The 16,660-nt window shown below is 45.2% G+C and carries 21 protein-coding genes, 1 pseudogene and 1 riboswitch; of the genes and pseudogenes, 16 read left to right on the top strand and 6 right to left on the bottom strand.

What is annotated here, in order from left to right; all coding sequences use genetic code 11:
• Positions 1 to 103: 103 nt before the first annotated feature.
• The 8 genes and pseudogenes from comGA (at position 104) to NYE36_RS13075 (ending at position 4,263) form a co-directional block, all read left to right on the top strand.
• A pseudogene (gene comGA / locus NYE36_RS13110) lies at positions 104 to 1,178 on the top strand (competence type IV pilus ATPase ComGA).
• On the top strand, positions 1,165 to 2,202 hold the full coding sequence (comGB, locus tag NYE36_RS13105; protein WP_015417819.1) for a competence type IV pilus assembly protein ComGB: 1,038 nt from the start codon (positions 1,165 to 1,167) through the stop codon (positions 2,200 to 2,202). Before comGA ends, comGB begins: the two are co-directional and overlap by 14 nt.
• Positions 2,203 to 2,206: 4 nt before the next feature.
• Positions 2,207 to 2,515, top strand: coding sequence for a competence type IV pilus major pilin ComGC (comGC, locus tag NYE36_RS13100; RefSeq protein WP_003153087.1), 309 nt, complete (start codon positions 2,207 to 2,209; stop codon positions 2,513 to 2,515).
• Complete coding sequence (comGD, locus tag NYE36_RS13095; RefSeq protein WP_094032243.1) at positions 2,505 to 2,942, top strand: competence type IV pilus minor pilin ComGD; 438 nt, start codon at positions 2,505 to 2,507, stop codon at positions 2,940 to 2,942. The genes comGC and comGD overlap by 11 nt, the downstream gene beginning before the upstream one ends.
• On the top strand, positions 2,926 to 3,240 hold the full coding sequence (comGE, locus tag NYE36_RS13090; protein ID WP_094032244.1) for a competence type IV pilus minor pilin ComGE: 315 nt from the start codon (positions 2,926 to 2,928) through the stop codon (positions 3,238 to 3,240). Before comGD ends, comGE begins: the two co-directional genes overlap by 17 nt.
• A complete protein-coding gene (gene comGF / locus NYE36_RS13085; RefSeq protein ID WP_254922226.1) occupies positions 3,149 to 3,649 on the top strand; it encodes a competence type IV pilus minor pilin ComGF in 501 nt (166 codons plus the stop codon). The genes comGE and comGF overlap by 92 nt, the downstream gene beginning before the upstream one ends.
• A complete protein-coding gene (gene comGG / locus NYE36_RS13080) occupies positions 3,650 to 4,027 on the top strand; it encodes a competence type IV pilus minor pilin ComGG (protein WP_015417814.1) in 378 nt (125 codons plus the stop codon).
• Positions 4,028 to 4,083: 56 nt separating this feature from the next.
• The gene (locus NYE36_RS13075) at positions 4,084 to 4,263 is read left to right on the top strand and encodes a YqzE family protein (RefSeq protein WP_003153093.1); all 180 of its coding nucleotides are present in this window, start codon (positions 4,084 to 4,086) and stop codon (positions 4,261 to 4,263) included.
• 39 nt (positions 4,264 to 4,302) lie between these two features.
• On the opposite strand, the gene NYE36_RS13070 is transcribed toward NYE36_RS13075, so the two are convergent.
• Positions 4,303 to 4,632, bottom strand: a complete 330-nt coding sequence (locus tag NYE36_RS13070; RefSeq protein ID WP_012117979.1) for a DUF3889 domain-containing protein — start codon at positions 4,630 to 4,632, stop codon at positions 4,303 to 4,305.
• A 258-nt stretch (positions 4,633 to 4,890) separates the two neighbouring features.
• On the opposite strand from NYE36_RS13070, the gene tapA reads away from it, so the two are divergent.
• From tapA to NYE36_RS13055, 3 genes are all read left to right on the top strand, one after another.
• Positions 4,891 to 5,562 carry an amyloid fiber anchoring/assembly protein TapA gene (gene tapA, locus NYE36_RS13065; RefSeq protein WP_015417813.1) on the top strand — a complete coding sequence of 224 codons (672 nt, stop codon included), beginning with the start codon at positions 4,891 to 4,893 and terminating at the stop codon, positions 5,560 to 5,562.
• Positions 5,534 to 6,118, top strand: a complete 585-nt coding sequence (locus NYE36_RS13060; RefSeq protein ID WP_015240205.1) for a signal peptidase I — start codon at positions 5,534 to 5,536, stop codon at positions 6,116 to 6,118. Before tapA ends, NYE36_RS13060 begins: the two co-directional genes overlap by 29 nt.
• Before the next feature lie 64 nt (positions 6,119 to 6,182).
• A complete protein-coding gene (locus tag NYE36_RS13055) occupies positions 6,183 to 6,968 on the top strand; it encodes a TasA family protein (protein ID WP_007408329.1) in 786 nt (261 codons plus the stop codon).
• 47 nt (positions 6,969 to 7,015) lie between these two features.
• On the opposite strand, the gene sinR is transcribed toward NYE36_RS13055, so the two are convergent.
• The 4 genes from sinR to NYE36_RS13035 form a co-directional block, all read right to left on the bottom strand.
• Entirely contained in the window at positions 7,016 to 7,351 is a 336-nt protein-coding gene (gene sinR / locus NYE36_RS13050) for a transcriptional regulator SinR (RefSeq protein WP_003153104.1), read from the bottom strand.
• Positions 7,352 to 7,384: 33 nt separating this feature from the next.
• Entirely contained in the window at positions 7,385 to 7,558 is a 174-nt protein-coding gene (locus tag NYE36_RS13045) for an anti-repressor SinI family protein (protein ID WP_003153105.1), read from the bottom strand.
• A 176-nt stretch (positions 7,559 to 7,734) separates the two neighbouring features.
• Complete coding sequence (locus NYE36_RS13040) at positions 7,735 to 8,529, bottom strand: YqhG family protein (protein WP_199022042.1); 795 nt, start codon at positions 8,527 to 8,529, stop codon at positions 7,735 to 7,737.
• Between the two features lie 21 nt (positions 8,530 to 8,550).
• The gene (locus NYE36_RS13035; RefSeq protein WP_199022041.1) at positions 8,551 to 10,221 is read right to left on the bottom strand and encodes an SNF2-related protein; all 1,671 of its coding nucleotides are present in this window, start codon (positions 10,219 to 10,221) and stop codon (positions 8,551 to 8,553) included.
• Positions 10,222 to 10,365: 144 nt separating this feature from the next.
• A riboswitch (glycine riboswitch) is annotated at positions 10,366 to 10,466 on the top strand.
• Positions 10,467 to 10,644: 178 nt separating this feature from the next.
• Between NYE36_RS13035 and gcvT the strand changes: the two genes are divergently transcribed.
• From gcvT to gcvPB, 3 genes are read left to right on the top strand one after another with little or no spacing between them, the layout of a single operon-like run.
• Positions 10,645 to 11,745, top strand: a complete 1,101-nt coding sequence (gcvT, locus tag NYE36_RS13030; RefSeq protein ID WP_025284994.1) for a glycine cleavage system aminomethyltransferase GcvT — start codon at positions 10,645 to 10,647, stop codon at positions 11,743 to 11,745.
• Between the two features lie 14 nt (positions 11,746 to 11,759).
• Positions 11,760 to 13,106, top strand: coding sequence for an aminomethyl-transferring glycine dehydrogenase subunit GcvPA (gene gcvPA, locus NYE36_RS13025; protein ID WP_015417808.1), 1,347 nt, complete (start codon positions 11,760 to 11,762; stop codon positions 13,104 to 13,106).
• Positions 13,099 to 14,574 (top strand): aminomethyl-transferring glycine dehydrogenase subunit GcvPB, encoded by a 1,476-nt coding sequence (gcvPB, locus tag NYE36_RS13020; protein ID WP_015417807.1) that lies wholly within the window; start codon positions 13,099 to 13,101, stop codon positions 14,572 to 14,574. Before gcvPA ends, gcvPB begins: the two co-directional genes overlap by 8 nt.
• Positions 14,575 to 14,627: 53 nt before the next feature.
• Here gcvPB and NYE36_RS13015 read toward each other — a convergent pair whose 3' ends face one another.
• Entirely contained in the window at positions 14,628 to 15,008 is a 381-nt protein-coding gene (locus NYE36_RS13015) for a rhodanese-like domain-containing protein (RefSeq protein WP_007408335.1), read from the bottom strand.
• Positions 15,009 to 15,201: 193 nt separating this feature from the next.
• Between NYE36_RS13015 and NYE36_RS13010 the strand changes: the two genes are divergently transcribed.
• Positions 15,202 to 16,038 carry a biotin/lipoate A/B protein ligase family protein gene (locus tag NYE36_RS13010; protein WP_015240200.1) on the top strand — a complete coding sequence of 279 codons (837 nt, stop codon included), beginning with the start codon at positions 15,202 to 15,204 and terminating at the stop codon, positions 16,036 to 16,038.
• Between the two features lie 99 nt (positions 16,039 to 16,137).
• Complete coding sequence (gene mntR / locus NYE36_RS13005) at positions 16,138 to 16,566, top strand: transcriptional regulator MntR (RefSeq protein ID WP_007408338.1); 429 nt, start codon at positions 16,138 to 16,140, stop codon at positions 16,564 to 16,566.
• Positions 16,567 to 16,660: the final 94 nt, after the last annotated feature.

Genomic DNA, 16,660 nt, shown 5'->3' with positions numbered 1-16,660 from the left:
ATTTTTTATTTTTTTACGTTTTACACACTGTAAAACGCATAATCTCTCCTTTGCCGGCTTTTGTGTATCTGATTTACAATACGTGCGGAAGGAGGGAAGTCTTGTGAAAAATATTGAAACATATAGCAGGAACATCATAAACGAGGCCTATACGGCAAGGGCTTCAGATATACACATTGTGCCGAGAGAAAAGGATGCTTTCATTCATTTTCGCATCGGCCATGCTCTTGTGAAAGAAAAAAAGAGTCTTAAAAAAAGAGGAATGCGTAAGGCTTATTTCTCATTTTAAGTTTTTATCGGCCATGGATATAGGAGAAAGACGTAAGCCGCAAAACGGGTCATTGTCTCTGCCGCTTCCGACGGAAACCGTTCATTTGAGAATGTCAACCTTGCCGACAATGAATGATGAAAGTCTTGTCATCAGGCTTTTGCCTAAGCGGCAGATTCCCCCTCTGGATAAACTGTCCTTATTTCGGGGGGCGGGCGCCGCACTATTGTCCTTTCTGAAGCATTCGCACGGCCTGCTTCTGTTTACCGGCCCCACCGGATCTGGAAAAACGACCACTCTTTACTCGCTTGTCAACTATGCAAAAAGGCATTTCAACCGGCGGATTGTCACGCTTGAAGACCCCGTAGAAACAAGAGATGAGGATGTGCTGCAAGTTCAGGTGAATGAAAAAGCCGGAGTCACATATTCCGCCGGTTTAAAAGCGATTTTAAGACATGATCCCGATATGATCATTTTAGGGGAAATCAGAGATGCCGAGACGGCTGAAATCGCAGTCCGCGCGGCCATGACGGGACACCTCGTTCTTTCAAGCCTGCATACAAGAGATGCTAAGGGCGCCATATACAGGCTGCTGGAGTTCGGCGTGAACATGACAGAAATTGAACAAACCGTCATTGCTATTGCCGCTCAGCGTCTGGTTGATTTAACATGTCCGTTCTGCAAAGAGGAAAACTGTTCCGTGTACTGCCGGATGTACAGGCAGACACGCCGTGCGGGCATTTATGAACTGCTCTACGGGAAAAACCTCACCCAATGCTTTCAGGAAGCAAAGGGAGAGCACGCCAATTTTCAATATCAGACGCTCCGCAGGCTGATCAGAAAAGGAATCGCGCTCGGCTATGTCACGACCGACAATTACGATCGGTGGGTGTATCATGAAGCGGATTAAACGAACATGGCCGTTGAAGGATCAAGCGGCTTTTTTGAAAAGGCTCGGTGAAATGACGGAAAAAGGATACAGCCTGATTGAAGGGCTCAGACTGCTGCAACTCCAGCTGCATAAACGTCAGCTTGCAGAGCTGAAGGAAGGAATCCGCCGGCTGAGAGAAGGTGATGCGTTTTACCAAGTGCTTGAGGCACTGTCTTTTCATAAAGAAGCCGTCTCTATCTGCTATTTCGCGGAGAAACACGGGGAATTGCCGGGGGCGATGAAACAAAGCGGCGAATTATTACAGAGAAAGCTCATGCAGACGAATCAAATCAAAAAAATGCTCCGGTATCCGATGTTTTTAATTTTTTCCGTCTGTGTCATGTTTTATATCCTGCAAAGTTTAATTATTCCGCAGTTTTCTGGGATTTATCAATCAATGAATATGAATACGTCCGGTACGACTGCTTTCATCTTTGCGTTTTTTCGGCATTTTCATGAAGCCTGCGCACTGGCGCTTTCCGCCGCTTTCTGCTTGTTTTTGTACGTTTGGTTCTTATGTAAGAAAAAGTCCCCGCAAGATAAAATGCTGATTGTTGTGAAAATACCCCTCTTGGGAAAAGCGGCCGTTCTTTTTAACAGCTACTTTTTCTCTTTACAGCTCAGCAGTCTTCTGAAATCCGGCCTTTCTATCTATGACAGCTTAACAGCTTTTAAAGAACAATCTTTTCTGCCTTTTTATCGAGAAGAAGCAGAGATGCTCATTACACGTCTGAAAGCCGGAGAAACCATAGAATCCGCTCTTTCTGGGCATCCGTGTTATGAAAAAGACCTTGCGGCTGCAGTCAGCCACGGACAGGCAAACGGCCTGCTTCACCGCGAACTTTATACGTACAGCCAGTTTATGATGGAGCGTCTTGAACAAAACGCGGCGAAGTATACCGGCATTCTCCAGCCTGTCATTTACGGTGTTGTGGCCGGTATGATTTTAATTGTCTACATGTCAATGCTGATGCCGATGTACCAGATGATGAACCAAATGTAAGGGAGTGCTTCGTCTGAAAAATCAAGATGGATTTACTTTAATTGAAATGCTGATTGTTTTATTTATCGTTTCCATTCTGCTTTTAATCACCATTCCTAACGTTACAAAACATAATCAAAGCATTCAGCATAAAGGCTGTGAAGGACTGCAGAATATGGTGAAAGCCCAAGTGACGGCGTACGAAATCGACCATGAAGGTAAAATGCCGGATATGAACGATTTACAATCAGAGGGGTATATCAAAAAGAATACAGCCTGCCCGAATGGTAAACAGATCTTAATTAGTGGCGGAGAAGTTACAGTTGAACAATAACAGGCGGACAGAAAATGGGTTTACCCTTCTTGAAAGCCTGATTGTGTTAAGCCTGGCGTCCGTCCTGCTGACAGTTTTGTTCACGACGGTTCCGCCGGCCTGCACCCACCTTGCCGTGCGGCAAAAAACAGAACAGCTTCAAAAAGATATTCAGCTTGCGCAGGAAACGGCTATCGCAGAACATAAAAGAACAAAAATCACTTTTCTTCCAAAAGAGCATAGATACAAACTGCAGTCAGGCGGAAGGATTGTCGAGCGTTCTTTTGATTCGCTTCACATTACACTTGTGACTTTACCGGAGAGCCTTGAATTTAACGAAAAAGGCCATCCGAATTCGGGAGGAAAGATCCAATTGAAGAGTGCCGGGTTCACCTATGAGATCACAGTTTACTTAGGGAGCGGAAATGTCCATGCTAAACGGAAATAAGGGGTTCTCTACTATTGAAACACTATCAGCAATGGCCATTTGGCTGTTCCTTATGACGTCTATCATTCCGGTCTGGACGGGTATGCTGACAGATGGTCTGAAAATAGAAGATCGCCAGGAAGCGTACCGGCTTCTTCAGGAACATATCAGCACTTATATGATGACCGGAAAAAAGCCGCCGTCTCCCGGTGTGAAGTGGAAGGAGGATGGTGAGTATTACAAAGTGTGTACGGCTGACCGCGGCGAAAAAGAAATGTGCCTCAGCATTCTCAAAACAGACTGGTTTTACGCTTCTTAATGTTTTGTTCTCCTTGGCAGTCTGTCTTTTCCTATCAGGCACCTTGGGCCCGATTTTACATCTGTTTTTATCAAACCGGACCGATAACGGCGGATTAGACAGCCGGGAGCATCAAATTGCCGTTCAGCAGATCATGAACGAATGTAAACAGGCTGAGACTGTGAAGCCGGCGGACGGCGGACGGGCGTTAGCATGCCGGAAAACAGGAGGCGAAGAAGTGCGTTTTGAAATTTATCATGAGATGATAAGGAAAAGAGTTAACGGAAAAGGCCACGTGCCGATCCTGCAAAACGCGGCATCATTAACGGCTGATGTGAAAAACGGCCTGCTCTTATTAGAGATTTCAAGCGTTACAGGTCAAAAGAATCAGGCGGTCATTCCGGTTTACAGCTCTTTTAAAGGTGATTAAATGTACAAATCTGACGGTTTTATATATCCCGCGGTTCTGTTTGTTTCTGCCGCAGTTTTACTTGTCATCAGCTATACTTCCTCTGATTTCATCACCCGAAAAACATTTGCAAAAGAGGCCGGGGAGTACTGGATCGGAGAGAACCTGCTCCAAAACGGCGCGCTGCTGTCAAGCCGCCATATGACACAGGGACAAAAGGTCCAAACTGGTACACAGCGTTTTCCGTATGGCACCGTTTCTTTTCACATCACGGGGAGTGATCGCCGGGAAACGGTTCAGGTTACAATTCAGGCGGAAACCACGACAGGTACGAGACGGGAGGCTCACCTTTTGTTCGATCAGAAGAAGAAACAGCTGATTCAATGGACGGAAGTATAAAAAAGAGGCGGCGGGACAACACTTCATAGTAAAGACAGCACTATGAGGTGAGAGCCGTGAAAACAAATGATTATGTAAAATATATGACTGAGCAATTCGTTAAATATTTCGATACGCCGAAACAGGAACGGAGAGAGCGAAAAGAAGTGCGGAAAGAAAAGAAAGTGCCGGCTTCTCAGCACTGGTTCGGAATATTGCCGTATAGTTTTAAGCTGTGGATGCAGCGGAAAAAATAAAGTGAATCACACGAAAGGTCCTCCTGATACAGGAGGGCCTTATTGGTATTCTTCAATGACGGCAATTTTATTTACCTTTTGGCTGTAGGGATTAAAAGAAATCGTAACAAACACGCCAAATTCTTTTGCGCCATCCCGCAATGTCAAGTGGTATTGCTTGACTGCTTCGTCCGTTCTTTTCCGATCCCACACCTTTTGAATAAATAACGTTTGGGCGAGTGGATATCTTTTTTTAGCTTCCTTTTCTGCTAACTTTTCCCATTTTGATTTATGGTGAACAGCATAATAAGGCACCGTTTCCGCCTGAGCTGTTCCTGAAACCCCGAAAACAAGAAGAGAAAGGCAAATCAGACTTTGTTTGATCATCATTCTTCGTCCTTTCGCTGTATATACTTTCCATTTTGTTCTAGGCACCTCGTTATTTTCTCACGTTTTATTAGAAAAAATTCCAAAAAGGTGTGTAATTTGAAGCAAAACGCTGTTTTTAAAAGATACCATTCTCAAAAACGAACAATTTGACCGATTTTGACATTTTTCAAGACGATAATCCTTGATTATACTTTGTTCATAAAGTTCTTTAAAGAGAACGGTTGTCATATTTATTAACAGTTTTACAGGGGGTAAGGCATGTTCCGATTGTTGCGAATGGAAAAAAAGGGCAAGGTGAGATGGCGGATGATGCTATTGTTACGGCTTTCGTTCATTTTTTGCCTGTCCGTGACGATATGTGCTCAGTTCACAGGTGATACAAGTTCCTCCTTCAATGATGTGAAAAGCTTCAGTCTCCAGGTTCAAACGTGCGGAGATTTTCAATATACGGATGACGATTGCCGTTATGACGAACGCTGGGATCAAAGTGATTTACATATAACAAATCAAACTGATACGTCAGGCACCGTGTGTGCGCCGCTTCAGCTCTATGCCGAGCTGGAGAATAAGGGAAAAGAGCGGACTGTTTCTGACTGGAAATGGGAGCTCCATAAAATCGCTTCTCAGCAGCAGCCTTTACGAAACGGCAATGTTGTGGATAAAGGGCTTATTACTGATAAAAAAAGCAAAACGATTTATAAAATTGAGTCAAAGCGGTCTTTGAAGCCGGGCATATACGCATTCAAGGTTTACAAGCCTGAAGGGTATCCGGCGGACGAAGAAAAATTTGAGTGGTCAAAACCGATGAAACTCGTCAAATGCCGGGAACAGGCGACAGTTTCCGATCTAAAGAAAACAGAGAAAGAGCCGGCTGAGCCGGTAAAAGAAAGCGGGGAAGAACATGAAAAAAACGCTGAAACTGATCAGTAATATTTTGTATGCCGTCATCTTCAGCTTGATTATTGTGCTGACGTTAACGGTGATTTCGACCCGGGCTTCCGGGGGTGAGCCGGCCATCTTCGGCTATACGCTGAAATCCGTGCTGTCGGGTTCAATGGACCCGGAATTTAAGACGGGTTCGCTCATAGCGGTAAAGAAAATTTCTGACGTGAATGACTTAGAAAAAGGGGATGTGATCACCTTTACCCAAGATGACGGAACAGCCGTCACACACAGAATAATCGGGATCACAAAAAAGGACGGGAACCTGCTGTTTGAGACAAAAGGGGACCATAATGCCGCCCCGGATGCCGCACCCGTTCAAGCTGAAAAAGTGGCGGCCCAGTATACAGGATATCAGCTTCCGTATGCCGGATATGTCATACATTTGGCCAGCCAGCCGATCGGAACGGCGATTCTGTTAATCGTTCCCGGCGTCATGCTTTTGATTTACTCAATAACAGTCATTGTCAGCGCCCTCCGCGATATTGAGCGGAAAACGAAAGCGCTGGAAGAACATGCGAAAAAGGGAACCATCTCCACATGAATACGGTTGCAACCTGGCGACAGGATTTGATAACAAAAATAAAAAGTAAGGGGAGAGTACAAACATGGGTATGAAAAAGAAATTAAGCTTGGGCGTTGCCTCAGCCGCACTCGGTTTAGCATTAGTAGGAGGAGGCACATGGGCCGCATTTAATGATGTGAAGTCGACAGACGCTACATTTGCGTCAGGAACACTTGATTTATCGGCTAAAGAACAATCAGCCAATGTCAATTTGTCAAACTTAAAACCAGGCGATAAATTGACGAAAGATTTTGAATTCAGAAACAATGGTTCACTTGCTATTAAAGAAGTGCTGATGGCTTTGAATTTTACTGACTTTAAAGGAGCAAAGAAAGGAAATGAATCTGCGGAGGATTTCCTTAGTCAGTTTGAAATTACGGTTCTGACAGTCGGTAAAGAAGGGGGCAACGGCTATCCTAAAAATATCATTTTGAAGGCGGCCAGCCTGAAAGACTTATACTTAATGTCAACAAAACAGGATAAAGCAGCTGCCGAAGCGATCAGCAAGCACATTGATCCGAAATTCCTGAGTGAGAGCGGAAAAGTCAATGTAGCAACCATTAACGGCAAAACAGCTCCTGAGTACGACGGAGTTCCGAAAACGCCTGCTGATTATGACCAGGTGAGAATGGAAATCCAATTTAAAAATGACACCGCAAAAACTGCGGACGGATTAAGTGTGCAAAACAAGTTCCAAGGCAATGCGATTTCTCTTCAATTCTCTTTTGAAGCAACGCAATGGAACGGCTTGACCATTACGAAAGATCATACGGATAAAGACGGTTACGTCAAGGAAAATGAAAAGGCTCACAGTGAGGATAAAAACTAATCCGAAAGTCGGACAGTTAAAAGAGGAGTTGTGCACATATGGCGGCACTACTCCTCTTTTTGCGCTTTTCTCCATTTTTGATAATCTAAAAATTCACGAAATTGTTTTTTTGATACCCCGGATGTCATCGCATCGCGAACTAATTTCTCCCATTCACTATCTAATTGACCATCGTATTCGGTTTCATGTTTTTCATCAAGTAAAGTATGAACCGAGACGTCCAGAACAGCGGAGACTTTTTCGAGAAATTGAATGGAGGGGTTCGTCTGTAAATTTCGTTCTATTGAGCTTAAATAAGACTTCGCTACCCCAGCTTTTTCAGCTAGTTCTGATAGTGAGTAGCCTTTTTCTTTTCGGTATTGTTTAATACGCTGGCCAATCAATGTCATCACCTTCCTTGTGATATTATAGCACATTCAGAAAGGATTTACGGTATGACTTCTGGCTGCCTGGATATGTTGAGAAGACTTTTTATGCGAAAGCAGGTATTTGCGTATTTCTTCTAGGCTGATATTTGCTTTTTGGGCTTCTAATATCAGCTCAACCCATTCCTTATCTAATTGCGAAAATTCCATTTTTGCATTTTTCATGCATTTTCTCCTCCTAAAATACTTGTTTATGTATTTCAGCCAATCCGCCCATGACCTTATCTTTACATGTCTGGAAGTGATTCATCGCATGCGAAACGCCAGAAATTTTTTCTATATACTTTTATTATAATATAGAATTTCCAGAAAAAACGGGAAAGGTGTCGAATGGATAACGCTTATCCAGAAAAATTACTTTGCAGGAAAAATAAACCGCCGTTTTCAATCTGAATGTGAATGTTCGGCTGATATAAGGCTTTCAGCGCTTGTTTTTCCAAATGGTATTCCTCAGGTTTTTCCTCTGTCTGCTCATAAAACTGATCGAGCAGCCTGAGGTCCTTTTTCCATCTGGCGATCGCGCTGTCAGCCCAGTCTGACGGCTCTTTGGCGGCAGCGTCTTTTAAGTAATGCTCCATTCTTTTAATTCCGCTTTCCGGCTTAATCATCGGCGATATGGTAAAGCAATAGTCTGATATTTGCGAGGTCAGCGGAAGCGGTGCAAGCTTCTGCTGAAACCCTTCTATAATTGTTCCAGAAACAAGATGCAGGCCTAAAGACAAAATTCTGTCTTTTTTCATGTCGGATTGGTATGAAATCACTACATTTAATCCAAGCCAGGGCTGAAGCGGCACTCTGGCTCCGGCTGATTCAATTTTCTCATATATTCTTGTAAATCTCCCATTTTGTTTAACTGCTTGAAAGATTTGAAAGAGGCGCGGGGCTCCAAAGTAAATAAATTCGCCGTCCATATCCTCCGGAGCCGTTTCTTTATCAGTGATGAACGTGATCTTCATCGGGTTCGGTTCGCCGCCCGTTTTTTCACGCCAATGCCAATAAAACGGGCGGTTCATAATTTGTTTGTCCATCTCGACCGTCAACTGAACCGTCATAAAACCCGGCCCGTGTTCTGTAATCGGACAGTGGTTCGCTTCAAAAAAGCGCAGTAAAAATTCGTGAACCTCCTGCTGTCTCATGTCGCGCTTCCTCCTTTTAGATTAAGATCCTTTTTTTCTGGCGGGCTTTTCCGTACCGTACGACAGAAAAGAGGTGAGATTGTCCATTTTGATTCTCATTTCTTCCTCTGTCAGCGAATGGCATAAAATATCATGCAAATGGTCTTCAAAATTGCTCACTTTGATTTTTGTTAAGATGTCATCTAATTCTCCGACGACATTTTCAAATAAATGAATTTTGTCATACAGAAGTCTTAAGATATGCTCTTCCACCGTATGTTTTGTCGCCATATTGTAGATATGGACATCTCTTTCCTGACCGAGTCTGTGAATCCTTCCGATTCTTTGTTCAAGCCGCATCGGGTTCCACGGGAGGTCATAATTGATAATATGGTTGCAGAATTGCAGGTTGATCCCTTCGCCTCCGGCTTCTGTAGCGATCAGCACCTGCACTTTGCCGCGGAAGAGATCCTTCATCCAGTCTTTTTTTCCGCGTTTAAATCCGCCTCTGAATGGAACGGAGCTTATGCCGTTCTGCTGAAGGAACCATTGCAGGTAAATCTGTGTCGCCCTGTATTCAGTAAAAATAATGACTTTGTCATTAATCTTTTGGATCAAGTCAACAACTTGAATCGCTTTTGAGTTTTGCGTGACTTGATTGATGCGGTCCATTAAATTAGCGATCGTCTGATCATCGAATGCGGGCGCTTGTTTGTCTTTTTGGTCAAGCATTTTTTTGAGCGTCATATACACGGCTTCCCTGCTTGAACAGCATTCTCTTTGCAGCGTCATAATGGAAAATGCGCTGGCGGGCTTTTCCGTGCCGTTTTTCAGTGCGGCGATGTCATCGTAAAGCGCCTGTTCCGTCGGTGAAAAGGTGATCGGCACTGTTTCCACGTGGCGCTTCGTCCATGTAAGGCCGGTGTCGCTCCGCGTGTTGCGGATCATCACTTTATTGACGAGCTCTTTCAAATGCTCATGAGCGTCAATCCCGTCCTTCTGATTGAAGGTTTCTTGAAATCCGCTTTCGTTTCCTAAATGGCCGGGCTTTAACAGTGACACTAAATTGAAGATTTCTTCGATCCGGTTTTGAATCGGCGTCGCCGTCAGAAGCAGGCAGTATTTCTTCACAAGACTTCTCGCAAATTCATAATTTTTCGTTTTGCTGTTTTTGAGCTTGTGCGCCTCGTCAATAATGACGAGATCATACGGAATAGAAAGCACAATGTCTTTGTGAGGCGAGCGTTTGGCCGTATCAATAGAAGAAACGACGATATCGCACTGTTCCCACACATAGCTTTTCTTCTGTTCAACAGCGGGTATTAAAAACTTCTCCTGAAGCTCTTTCACCCACTGGGAAACGAGTGATGCCGGCACAAGAATCAGGATTTTTTTGGCCAGCCCGCGAATCATATATTCTTTTAAAATCAGGCCCGCTTCCACCGTTTTTCCGAGCCCCACTTCATCAGCCAAAATCGCCTTGCCGTTCATTTTTTCAACGACTTTCTGCGCGACCTCAAGCTGATGGGGGAGCGGAGTGAAATCGGGCAGGTATAAAGGAGCCCTCAACCCTTCAAATTCAGGAATGGCAAGGGTCTGCTGGACTTCAGCCGACAGTTTGTACATCTCCCAATTTGACCAGGGACCGTCCGTTTTCAGCCGCTCAGAAAACTCTCCCGGCCAGTTTGCATCAAATATGATCTCTGCTGTCATATGTAACAAAACCGCCTTTCTTTTAAAAAACTGATTTATCATAATTTTTGTTGCCGGACGTAAATGAGGGTGGTAGGATATAAGTAATGATTTCACTAAAAGATATTGCTTTAGTATGTCCATAAAATTGGTAAATATGAGCGAATGACAGCAAGGGGAGAGACTCGGACGAAAGATGGGCGTCCGGGCGCCGAAGGAGCAAACTGCGGAGTGAATCTCTCAGGCAAAAGAACTCTTGCTCGACGCAACTCTGGAGAGTGTCTGCACTTAGAAGAAGCAGGCCACCAAAGGGGACGTCTTTATGATATGTTCATAAAGTAAACTTTCAGGTGCCGGGACAGAGAAACCTTCATTTTCATGAGGTGTTTCTCTGTCCTTTTTTATATGTTTTTACCATGCGCCAATGACTGAAGGGGGAAGATGATGCTGAAACGAACACCGCTTTATGACGTGTATAAAGAATACGGCGGAAAAACGATTGATTTTGGAGGATGGGAGCTGCCGGTTCAATTTTCTTCTATTAAAGAGGAGCATGAAGCCGTCCGCACAAAAGCGGGCCTGTTTGATGTGTCTCATATGGGGGAAGTCGAAGTATCCGGTAAAGACGCCCTGTCTTTTCTGCAAAAAATGATGACAAATGACGTTGCCGATTTAAAGCCGGGAAACGCGCTTTATACCGCCATGTGTTATCCTGACGGCGGTACGGTCGATGACTTGCTGATCTATCAGAAAAGCGAGAGCTGCTATCTGCTCGTGATTAACGCGTCTAATATTGAAAAAGACATCGCTTGGCTGACGGAACATGCGGAAGGCGATGTCACGCTGACGAATCAGTCTGACGGGATTTCACTGCTTGCCGTTCAGGGGCCGAATGCTCAGTCGGTTCTTACGAAGCTGACTGAATGTGATTTGTCCTCCTTAAAGCCGTTTACGTTTATTGATGGGGCGGACGTTGCCGGACGCCAAGTCCTGCTTTCAAGAACAGGCTATACCGGTGAAGACGGGTTTGAGTTATATTGCCGCAATGAAGATGCGGTTCATCTATTTAAGGAGATACTTGCAGCGGGAGAGCATGAAGGCCTCGTTCCGTGCGGCCTCGGCGCCCGTGATACGCTGAGATTTGAAGCGAAGCTTGCTTTATACGGTCAGGAATTGACGAAAGATATTACACCGATTGAAGCCGGAATCGGATTTGCCGTGAAACACAAGAAAGATTCCGATTTTTTCGGGAAGTCTGTATTGCGCGAACAGAAAGAAAAAGGAGCCCCGCGAAAGCTGGTCGGACTTGAGATGATTGAAAAAGGGATTCCGAGACACGGGTACGCCGTGAAAAAAGACGGTGTTCCGATCGGTGAAGTCACGACAGGCACGCAATCTCCGACTTTAAAGAAAAATATCGGCCTTGCCTTAATCAAAACGGAATTCAGTGAAGTCGGAACGGAAGTAGAAGTGGAAATCCGTAAAAAAACGGTAAAAGCGAAGATTGTCCGCACACCGTTTTATAAACGTCCAAAACAGAGCTGAAAAAGGAGAGTCATATGAAGCATCGATATTTGCCCGCGACAGAACAGGATAAAAAAGAAATGCTGAAAGCTATCGGCGCAGAAACAATTGATGAACTGTTTGCCGATATTCCGGAAGATGTGAGGTTTCAAAAAGACTACCAAATTAAAAAAGCAAAATCAGAAACAGAGCTGACGAGAGAGCTGACGAAGCTTGCGGCGAAAAATAAAGACGCTGTTACATATGCATCTTTTCTGGGCGCAGGAGTGTACGATCACTACCAGCCGGTTATCGTCGATCATGTGATATCCCGATCAGAGTTTTACACGGCATATACGCCTTACCAGCCTGAAATCTCACAAGGAGAGCTGCAGGCGATTTTTGAATTTCAAACGATGATCTGTGAATTAACGGGAATGGATATCGCAAACTCCTCAATGTACGACGGGGGAACGGCGCTGGCGGAAGCGGCGATGCTTGCGTCGGGACATACGAAAAAGAAAAAAATCGTCATTTCCGCAGCCGTTCATCCGGAATCGCGGGATGTTTTGAAAACATACGCAAAGGGCCAATATATTGAGGTTGTAGAGGTGCCCGCGAAAAACGGCGTCACAGATCTTGAAGCATTGGAACATGCCGTTTGTGATGAAACGGCCGCCGTGATCGTCCAGTATCCGAACTTCTTCGGACAAATCGAGCCGTTAAAGGACATTGAGCCGCTCGCACATAAAGGAAACAGCCAGCTGATTGTTTCTTCAAACCCGCTCGCGCTCGGTATTTTGACACCGCCCGGGGCATACGGAGCTGATATCGTTGTCGGGGACGCGCAGCCTTTCGGCATACCTGCGGCGTTCGGCGGCCCGCACTGCGGCTATTTTGCAGTAACGAAAAAACTGATGAGAAAGGTGCCGGGCCGGCTTGTCGGCCAAACGGAAGATGAAAACGGGCGAAGAGGTTTTGTTCTCACCCTTCAGGCGCGTGAGCAGCATATCAGAAGAGACAAAGCCACGTCTAACATTTGTTCAAATCAGGCGCTGAATGCTTTAGCAGCTTCAGTCGCGATGACGGCGCTCGGAAAAAACGGCGTCAAAGACATGGCCCGCCAAAATATATTGAAAGCTGATTACGCGAGACGCCAAGCGGAAAAAGCCGGCTTGCACGTAGCATTTGACGGCCCGATATTTAATGAATTTGCCGTCAGGCTGAATCTTCCCGTCAAGGAAGCAAACCGGCGGCTCCTGCAAGACGGCATAATCGGCGGATATGACTTAGGCCTTGCGTATCCGGAACTGAATCAGCATATGCTCATTGCCGTCACAGAGCTGAGAACAAAAGAAGAGATCGATTCGCTTATTGCGGGATTGGGGGATCAACATGAATAATCAAGATCAGGCGCTTATTTTTGAAATGTCCCGCGAAGGGCGTATCGGTTACAGCCTTCCGGAGCTTGATGTGCCGGAAACAGAGCTTGAAAGCCTTCTTCCCGGTGACTATATCCGCGATGAAGACGCAAAGCTGCCGGAAGTATCAGAGCTCGATATTATGCGGCATTATACCGCTCTTTCTAAGAGGAACCACGGAGTTGATTCAGGCTTTTATCCGCTCGGCTCCTGTACGATGAAATACAATCCGAAATTAAATGAAAAAATTGCCCGGATCGCAGGTTTTTCCGCTATTCATCCGCTTCAGGACGAGGACACGGTTCAGGGGGCGCTTGAGCTTTTATACGATTTAAGCGGACACTTGGAGGAGATTACGGGCATGGACGAGGTGACGCTGCAGCCTGCGGCGGGCGCTCACGGCGAATGGACCGGCCTGATGATGATCCGCGCTTATCACGAAGCGCGGGGAGACTTCGGACGGACGAAGGTGATTGTCCCTGATTCAGCCCACGGTACGAATCCGGCATCCGCCACGGTCGCCGGTTTTGAAACGATTACCGTTAAGTCAAATGAGCACGGGCTGGTTGACATTGAAGATTTGAAAAGAGCGGTAAACGAAGAAACAGCGGCGCTGATGCTGACGAATCCGAACACCCTCGGGTTATTTGAGGAAAACATTACGGAAATGGCTGAAATCGTCCATCAGGCCGGCGGAAAGCTTTATTATGACGGAGCGAATTTAAATGCCGTTTTAAGTAAAGCAAGACCGGGAGATATGGGATTTGACGTCGTTCACCTTAATCTGCATAAAACATTTACCGGGCCGCACGGCGGGGGAGGACCGGGCTCAGGTCCGGTCGGAGTGAAAAAAGAATTCATTCCGTATCTGCCGAAACCCGTTCTCACGAAAAAAGAGGGCCGTTTGACTTTTGACTATGACCGGCCGCAGTCGATCGGGCGCGTAAAACCTTATTACGGCAACTTCGGCATTAATGTCAGAGCCTACACGTATATCCGGTCCATGGGGCCTGACGGCTTAAAAGCTGTGACCGAAAACGCGGTTTTAAATGCAAATTATATGATGAGAAGACTCGCGCCTTATTATGATCTCCCGTATGACCGTCATTGCAAGCATGAATTTGTGTTATCGGGAAGAAGGCAGAAAAAGCTCGGCGTACGAACGCTTGATATTGCCAAACGGCTTTTGGATTTCGGCTATCATCCGCCGACTGTGTATTTTCCTCTCAATGTTGAAGAAAGCATCATGATCGAACCGACGGAAACGGAATCAAAGGAAACGCTAGATGCGTTTATAGATGCCATGATTCAAATTGCGCGGGAAGCGGAGGAATCGCCTGAAATCGTTCAGGAAGCGCCGCATACAACAGTTGTCAAAAGAATGGATGAAACCAAGGCGGCAAGAAAGCCCGTTTTAAAATACGAACGTACACTTGACGGCATCCGCTGACACGGTGTAAAAAAAAAGAGCTGTCCGTTTTATACGGAAGCTCTTTTTTATGATTAGTTTTTTGCTTTAATTTTTCCGCCCCATTTTTTAAATCCGCCTTTCAGGTTGTAAATATCTTTGCAGCCGTGTTTGCGGAGCGTCTGTGCCGCGCGTCCGCTGCGGACATTGTTTTGGCAGTACAGATAAACGGGTTTATCAGGACGGATTTCACTTTTGCGCTGTTTCAGCTGTGACAGCGGAATGTTGCGCGCGCCGAGAATATGGCCGCCTTCAAATTCATTCGGTTCACGGACGTCAATCAGCTGCGCTTTTCTGTAGCCCGCGCGGAATTCCTCTTCCGTAAGTGTTTTCATTAAACGCTGCTGGTAAAAATACGACACGATCATATAAACGATAAACGCCGCAACAATAATTAAAGCAATCATATTAGACAATGCGATTCTACTCCTTTAACTTATAAAATCAAAACCCTGCTTCCTGAAAACAAGGCTTACCGGACGTTTTGGGACAAATACTATTATAGTAAAGCATGAAGCGATTGTCATCCTTAATGAAACGAAATATTTTTCATTTTCAAGGCAGTTTGTTAAACTGATTTTATTAAAACGATAAAGAAGGGTTCAGTGTATGGAAAAAGAAACATGGCGGTTTATTGACTCAGGGAACGAAAGCCCGGCATTTAACATGGCGCTGGATGAAGCGCTTTTATATTGGCACAGCCAAAAAAAAATTCCACCGGTGATCCGTTTTTACGGCTGGAATCCGGCAACTTTGTCTGTCGGGTATTTTCAAAATATTAAGAAGGAAATTAACTTTGACGCAGTACATAAACACGGCCTCGGGTTTGTCAGAAGACCGACAGGCGGACGGGGTGTTCTGCATGATAAAGAATTGACATACAGCGTAATCGTTTCAGAGGATCACCCGGAAATGCCGGCCACGGTGACAGAGGCGTACCGGGTGATTTCAGAAGGTATTCTGCAGGGATTCAGAAACCTTGGACTTGATGCCTACTTTGCGATTCCGCGAACGGAGAAAGAAAAAGAAAGCTTGAAAAATCCGCGCTCGTCCGTCTGCTTTGATGCGCCTTCGTGGTATGAACTGGTCGTCGAAGGGCGGAAAGTTGCCGGAAGCGCACAGACACGCCAAAAAGGCGTCATTCTTCAGCACGGTTCCATCCTGCTTGACATTGATGAGGATAAACTGTTTGATCTGTTTTTATATCCGAGCGACAGAGTCCGTGAGCGCATGCAGCGGAATTTCAAAAACAAAGCGGTAGCCATCAACGCCTTAGCGCCGAAACGGGTAACGATGGATGAGGCCAGAATCGCTTTTAAAGCCGGTTTTGAGGAAGGGCTGAACATACATCTTGAGCCCTACACACTCACGTCTGAAGAGCTTGCATTTGTCAATGAGCTGGCTGAGACGAAATACGCGTCCGATGAATGGAATTATAAGCGCTGATAAGGCTTGACAGACCGGAAGCATCCTTGTTTTTTCATGACCGTTAGTGTAAACTTGTAATGGTTTATAAAGTTAAGGTGCTTTTTGGGAGGGTTACTTATGACAACACCAAGTATGGAAGATTATATTGAACAGATTTATATGCTGATAGAAGAAAAAGGATATGCACGGGTTTCTGATATCGCGGAAGCTTTGGCAGTCCACCCCTCCTCTGTAACGAAAATGGTTCAAAAACTAGATAAAGACGAGTATTTGATTTATGAAAAATATCGCGGGCTCGTATTGACGTCAAAAGGCAAAAAGATCGGCAAACGGCTCGTATACAGACACGAATTGCTTGAGCAGTTTTTAAGAATCATTGGTGTTGATGAAGAGAAGATTTACAATGATGTTGAAGGAATCGAACATCATCTTAGCTGGAACAGCATTGACCGCATCGGCGACCTCGTTCAGTATTTCGAAGATGACGAAAGCCGGAAAAAAGAATTGAAATCCGTACAGAAAAAAACCGAAAATCCCGGTGAATAAAGGGCAGCCCGAAATGGGGCGCCCTTTTTTTAATGTCTTCATTCTTTGGTCTATTTCGCCCAGCCGTTTCTTAAAATAATAATACACCTTGAGA

Source organism: Bacillus sp. FSL R5-0593, assembly GCF_038603755.1.
Classification (GTDB): Bacteria; Bacillota; Bacilli; order Bacillales; family Bacillaceae; genus Bacillus; species Bacillus velezensis.
Note: the sequence above shows the minus strand (reverse complement) of the source record. Positions and strands in the feature narration are given on the sequence as shown.

What these genes read in the sequence shown, in the direction of transcription:
- comGB (WP_015417819.1), top strand. Translation starts at nt 1,165, where the DNA reads ATGAAGCGGATTAAACGAACATGGCCGTTGAAGGATCAAGCGGCTTTT.
- comGE (WP_094032244.1), top strand. Translation starts at nt 2,926, where the DNA reads ATGCTAAACGGAAATAAGGGGTTCTCTACTATTGAAACACTATCAGCA.
- comGF (WP_254922226.1), top strand. Translation starts at nt 3,149, where the DNA reads ATGGTGAGTATTACAAAGTGTGTACGGCTGACCGCGGCGAAAAAGAAA.
- comGG (WP_015417814.1), top strand. Translation starts at nt 3,650, where the DNA reads ATGTACAAATCTGACGGTTTTATATATCCCGCGGTTCTGTTTGTTTCT.
- NYE36_RS13070 (WP_012117979.1), bottom strand. Translation starts at nt 4,632, where the DNA reads ATGATGATCAAACAAAGTCTGATTTGCCTTTCTCTTCTTGTTTTCGGG.
- tapA (WP_015417813.1), top strand. Translation starts at nt 4,891, where the DNA reads ATGTTCCGATTGTTGCGAATGGAAAAAAAGGGCAAGGTGAGATGGCGG.
- NYE36_RS13060 (WP_015240205.1), top strand. Translation starts at nt 5,534, where the DNA reads ATGAAAAAAACGCTGAAACTGATCAGTAATATTTTGTATGCCGTCATC.
- NYE36_RS13055 (WP_007408329.1), top strand. Translation starts at nt 6,183, where the DNA reads ATGGGTATGAAAAAGAAATTAAGCTTGGGCGTTGCCTCAGCCGCACTC.
- NYE36_RS13045 (WP_003153105.1), bottom strand. Translation starts at nt 7,558, where the DNA reads ATGAAAAATGCAAAAATGGAATTTTCGCAATTAGATAAGGAATGGGTT.
- NYE36_RS13040 (WP_199022042.1), bottom strand. Translation starts at nt 8,529, where the DNA reads ATGAGACAGCAGGAGGTTCACGAATTTTTACTGCGCTTTTTTGAAGCG.
- NYE36_RS13035 (WP_199022041.1), bottom strand. Translation starts at nt 10,221, where the DNA reads ATGACAGCAGAGATCATATTTGATGCAAACTGGCCGGGAGAGTTTTCT.
- gcvT (WP_025284994.1), top strand. Translation starts at nt 10,645, where the DNA reads ATGCTGAAACGAACACCGCTTTATGACGTGTATAAAGAATACGGCGGA.
- gcvPA (WP_015417808.1), top strand. Translation starts at nt 11,760, where the DNA reads ATGAAGCATCGATATTTGCCCGCGACAGAACAGGATAAAAAAGAAATG.
- gcvPB (WP_015417807.1), top strand. Translation starts at nt 13,099, where the DNA reads ATGAATAATCAAGATCAGGCGCTTATTTTTGAAATGTCCCGCGAAGGG.
- NYE36_RS13010 (WP_015240200.1), top strand. Translation starts at nt 15,202, where the DNA reads ATGGAAAAAGAAACATGGCGGTTTATTGACTCAGGGAACGAAAGCCCG.
- mntR (WP_007408338.1), top strand. Translation starts at nt 16,138, where the DNA reads ATGACAACACCAAGTATGGAAGATTATATTGAACAGATTTATATGCTG.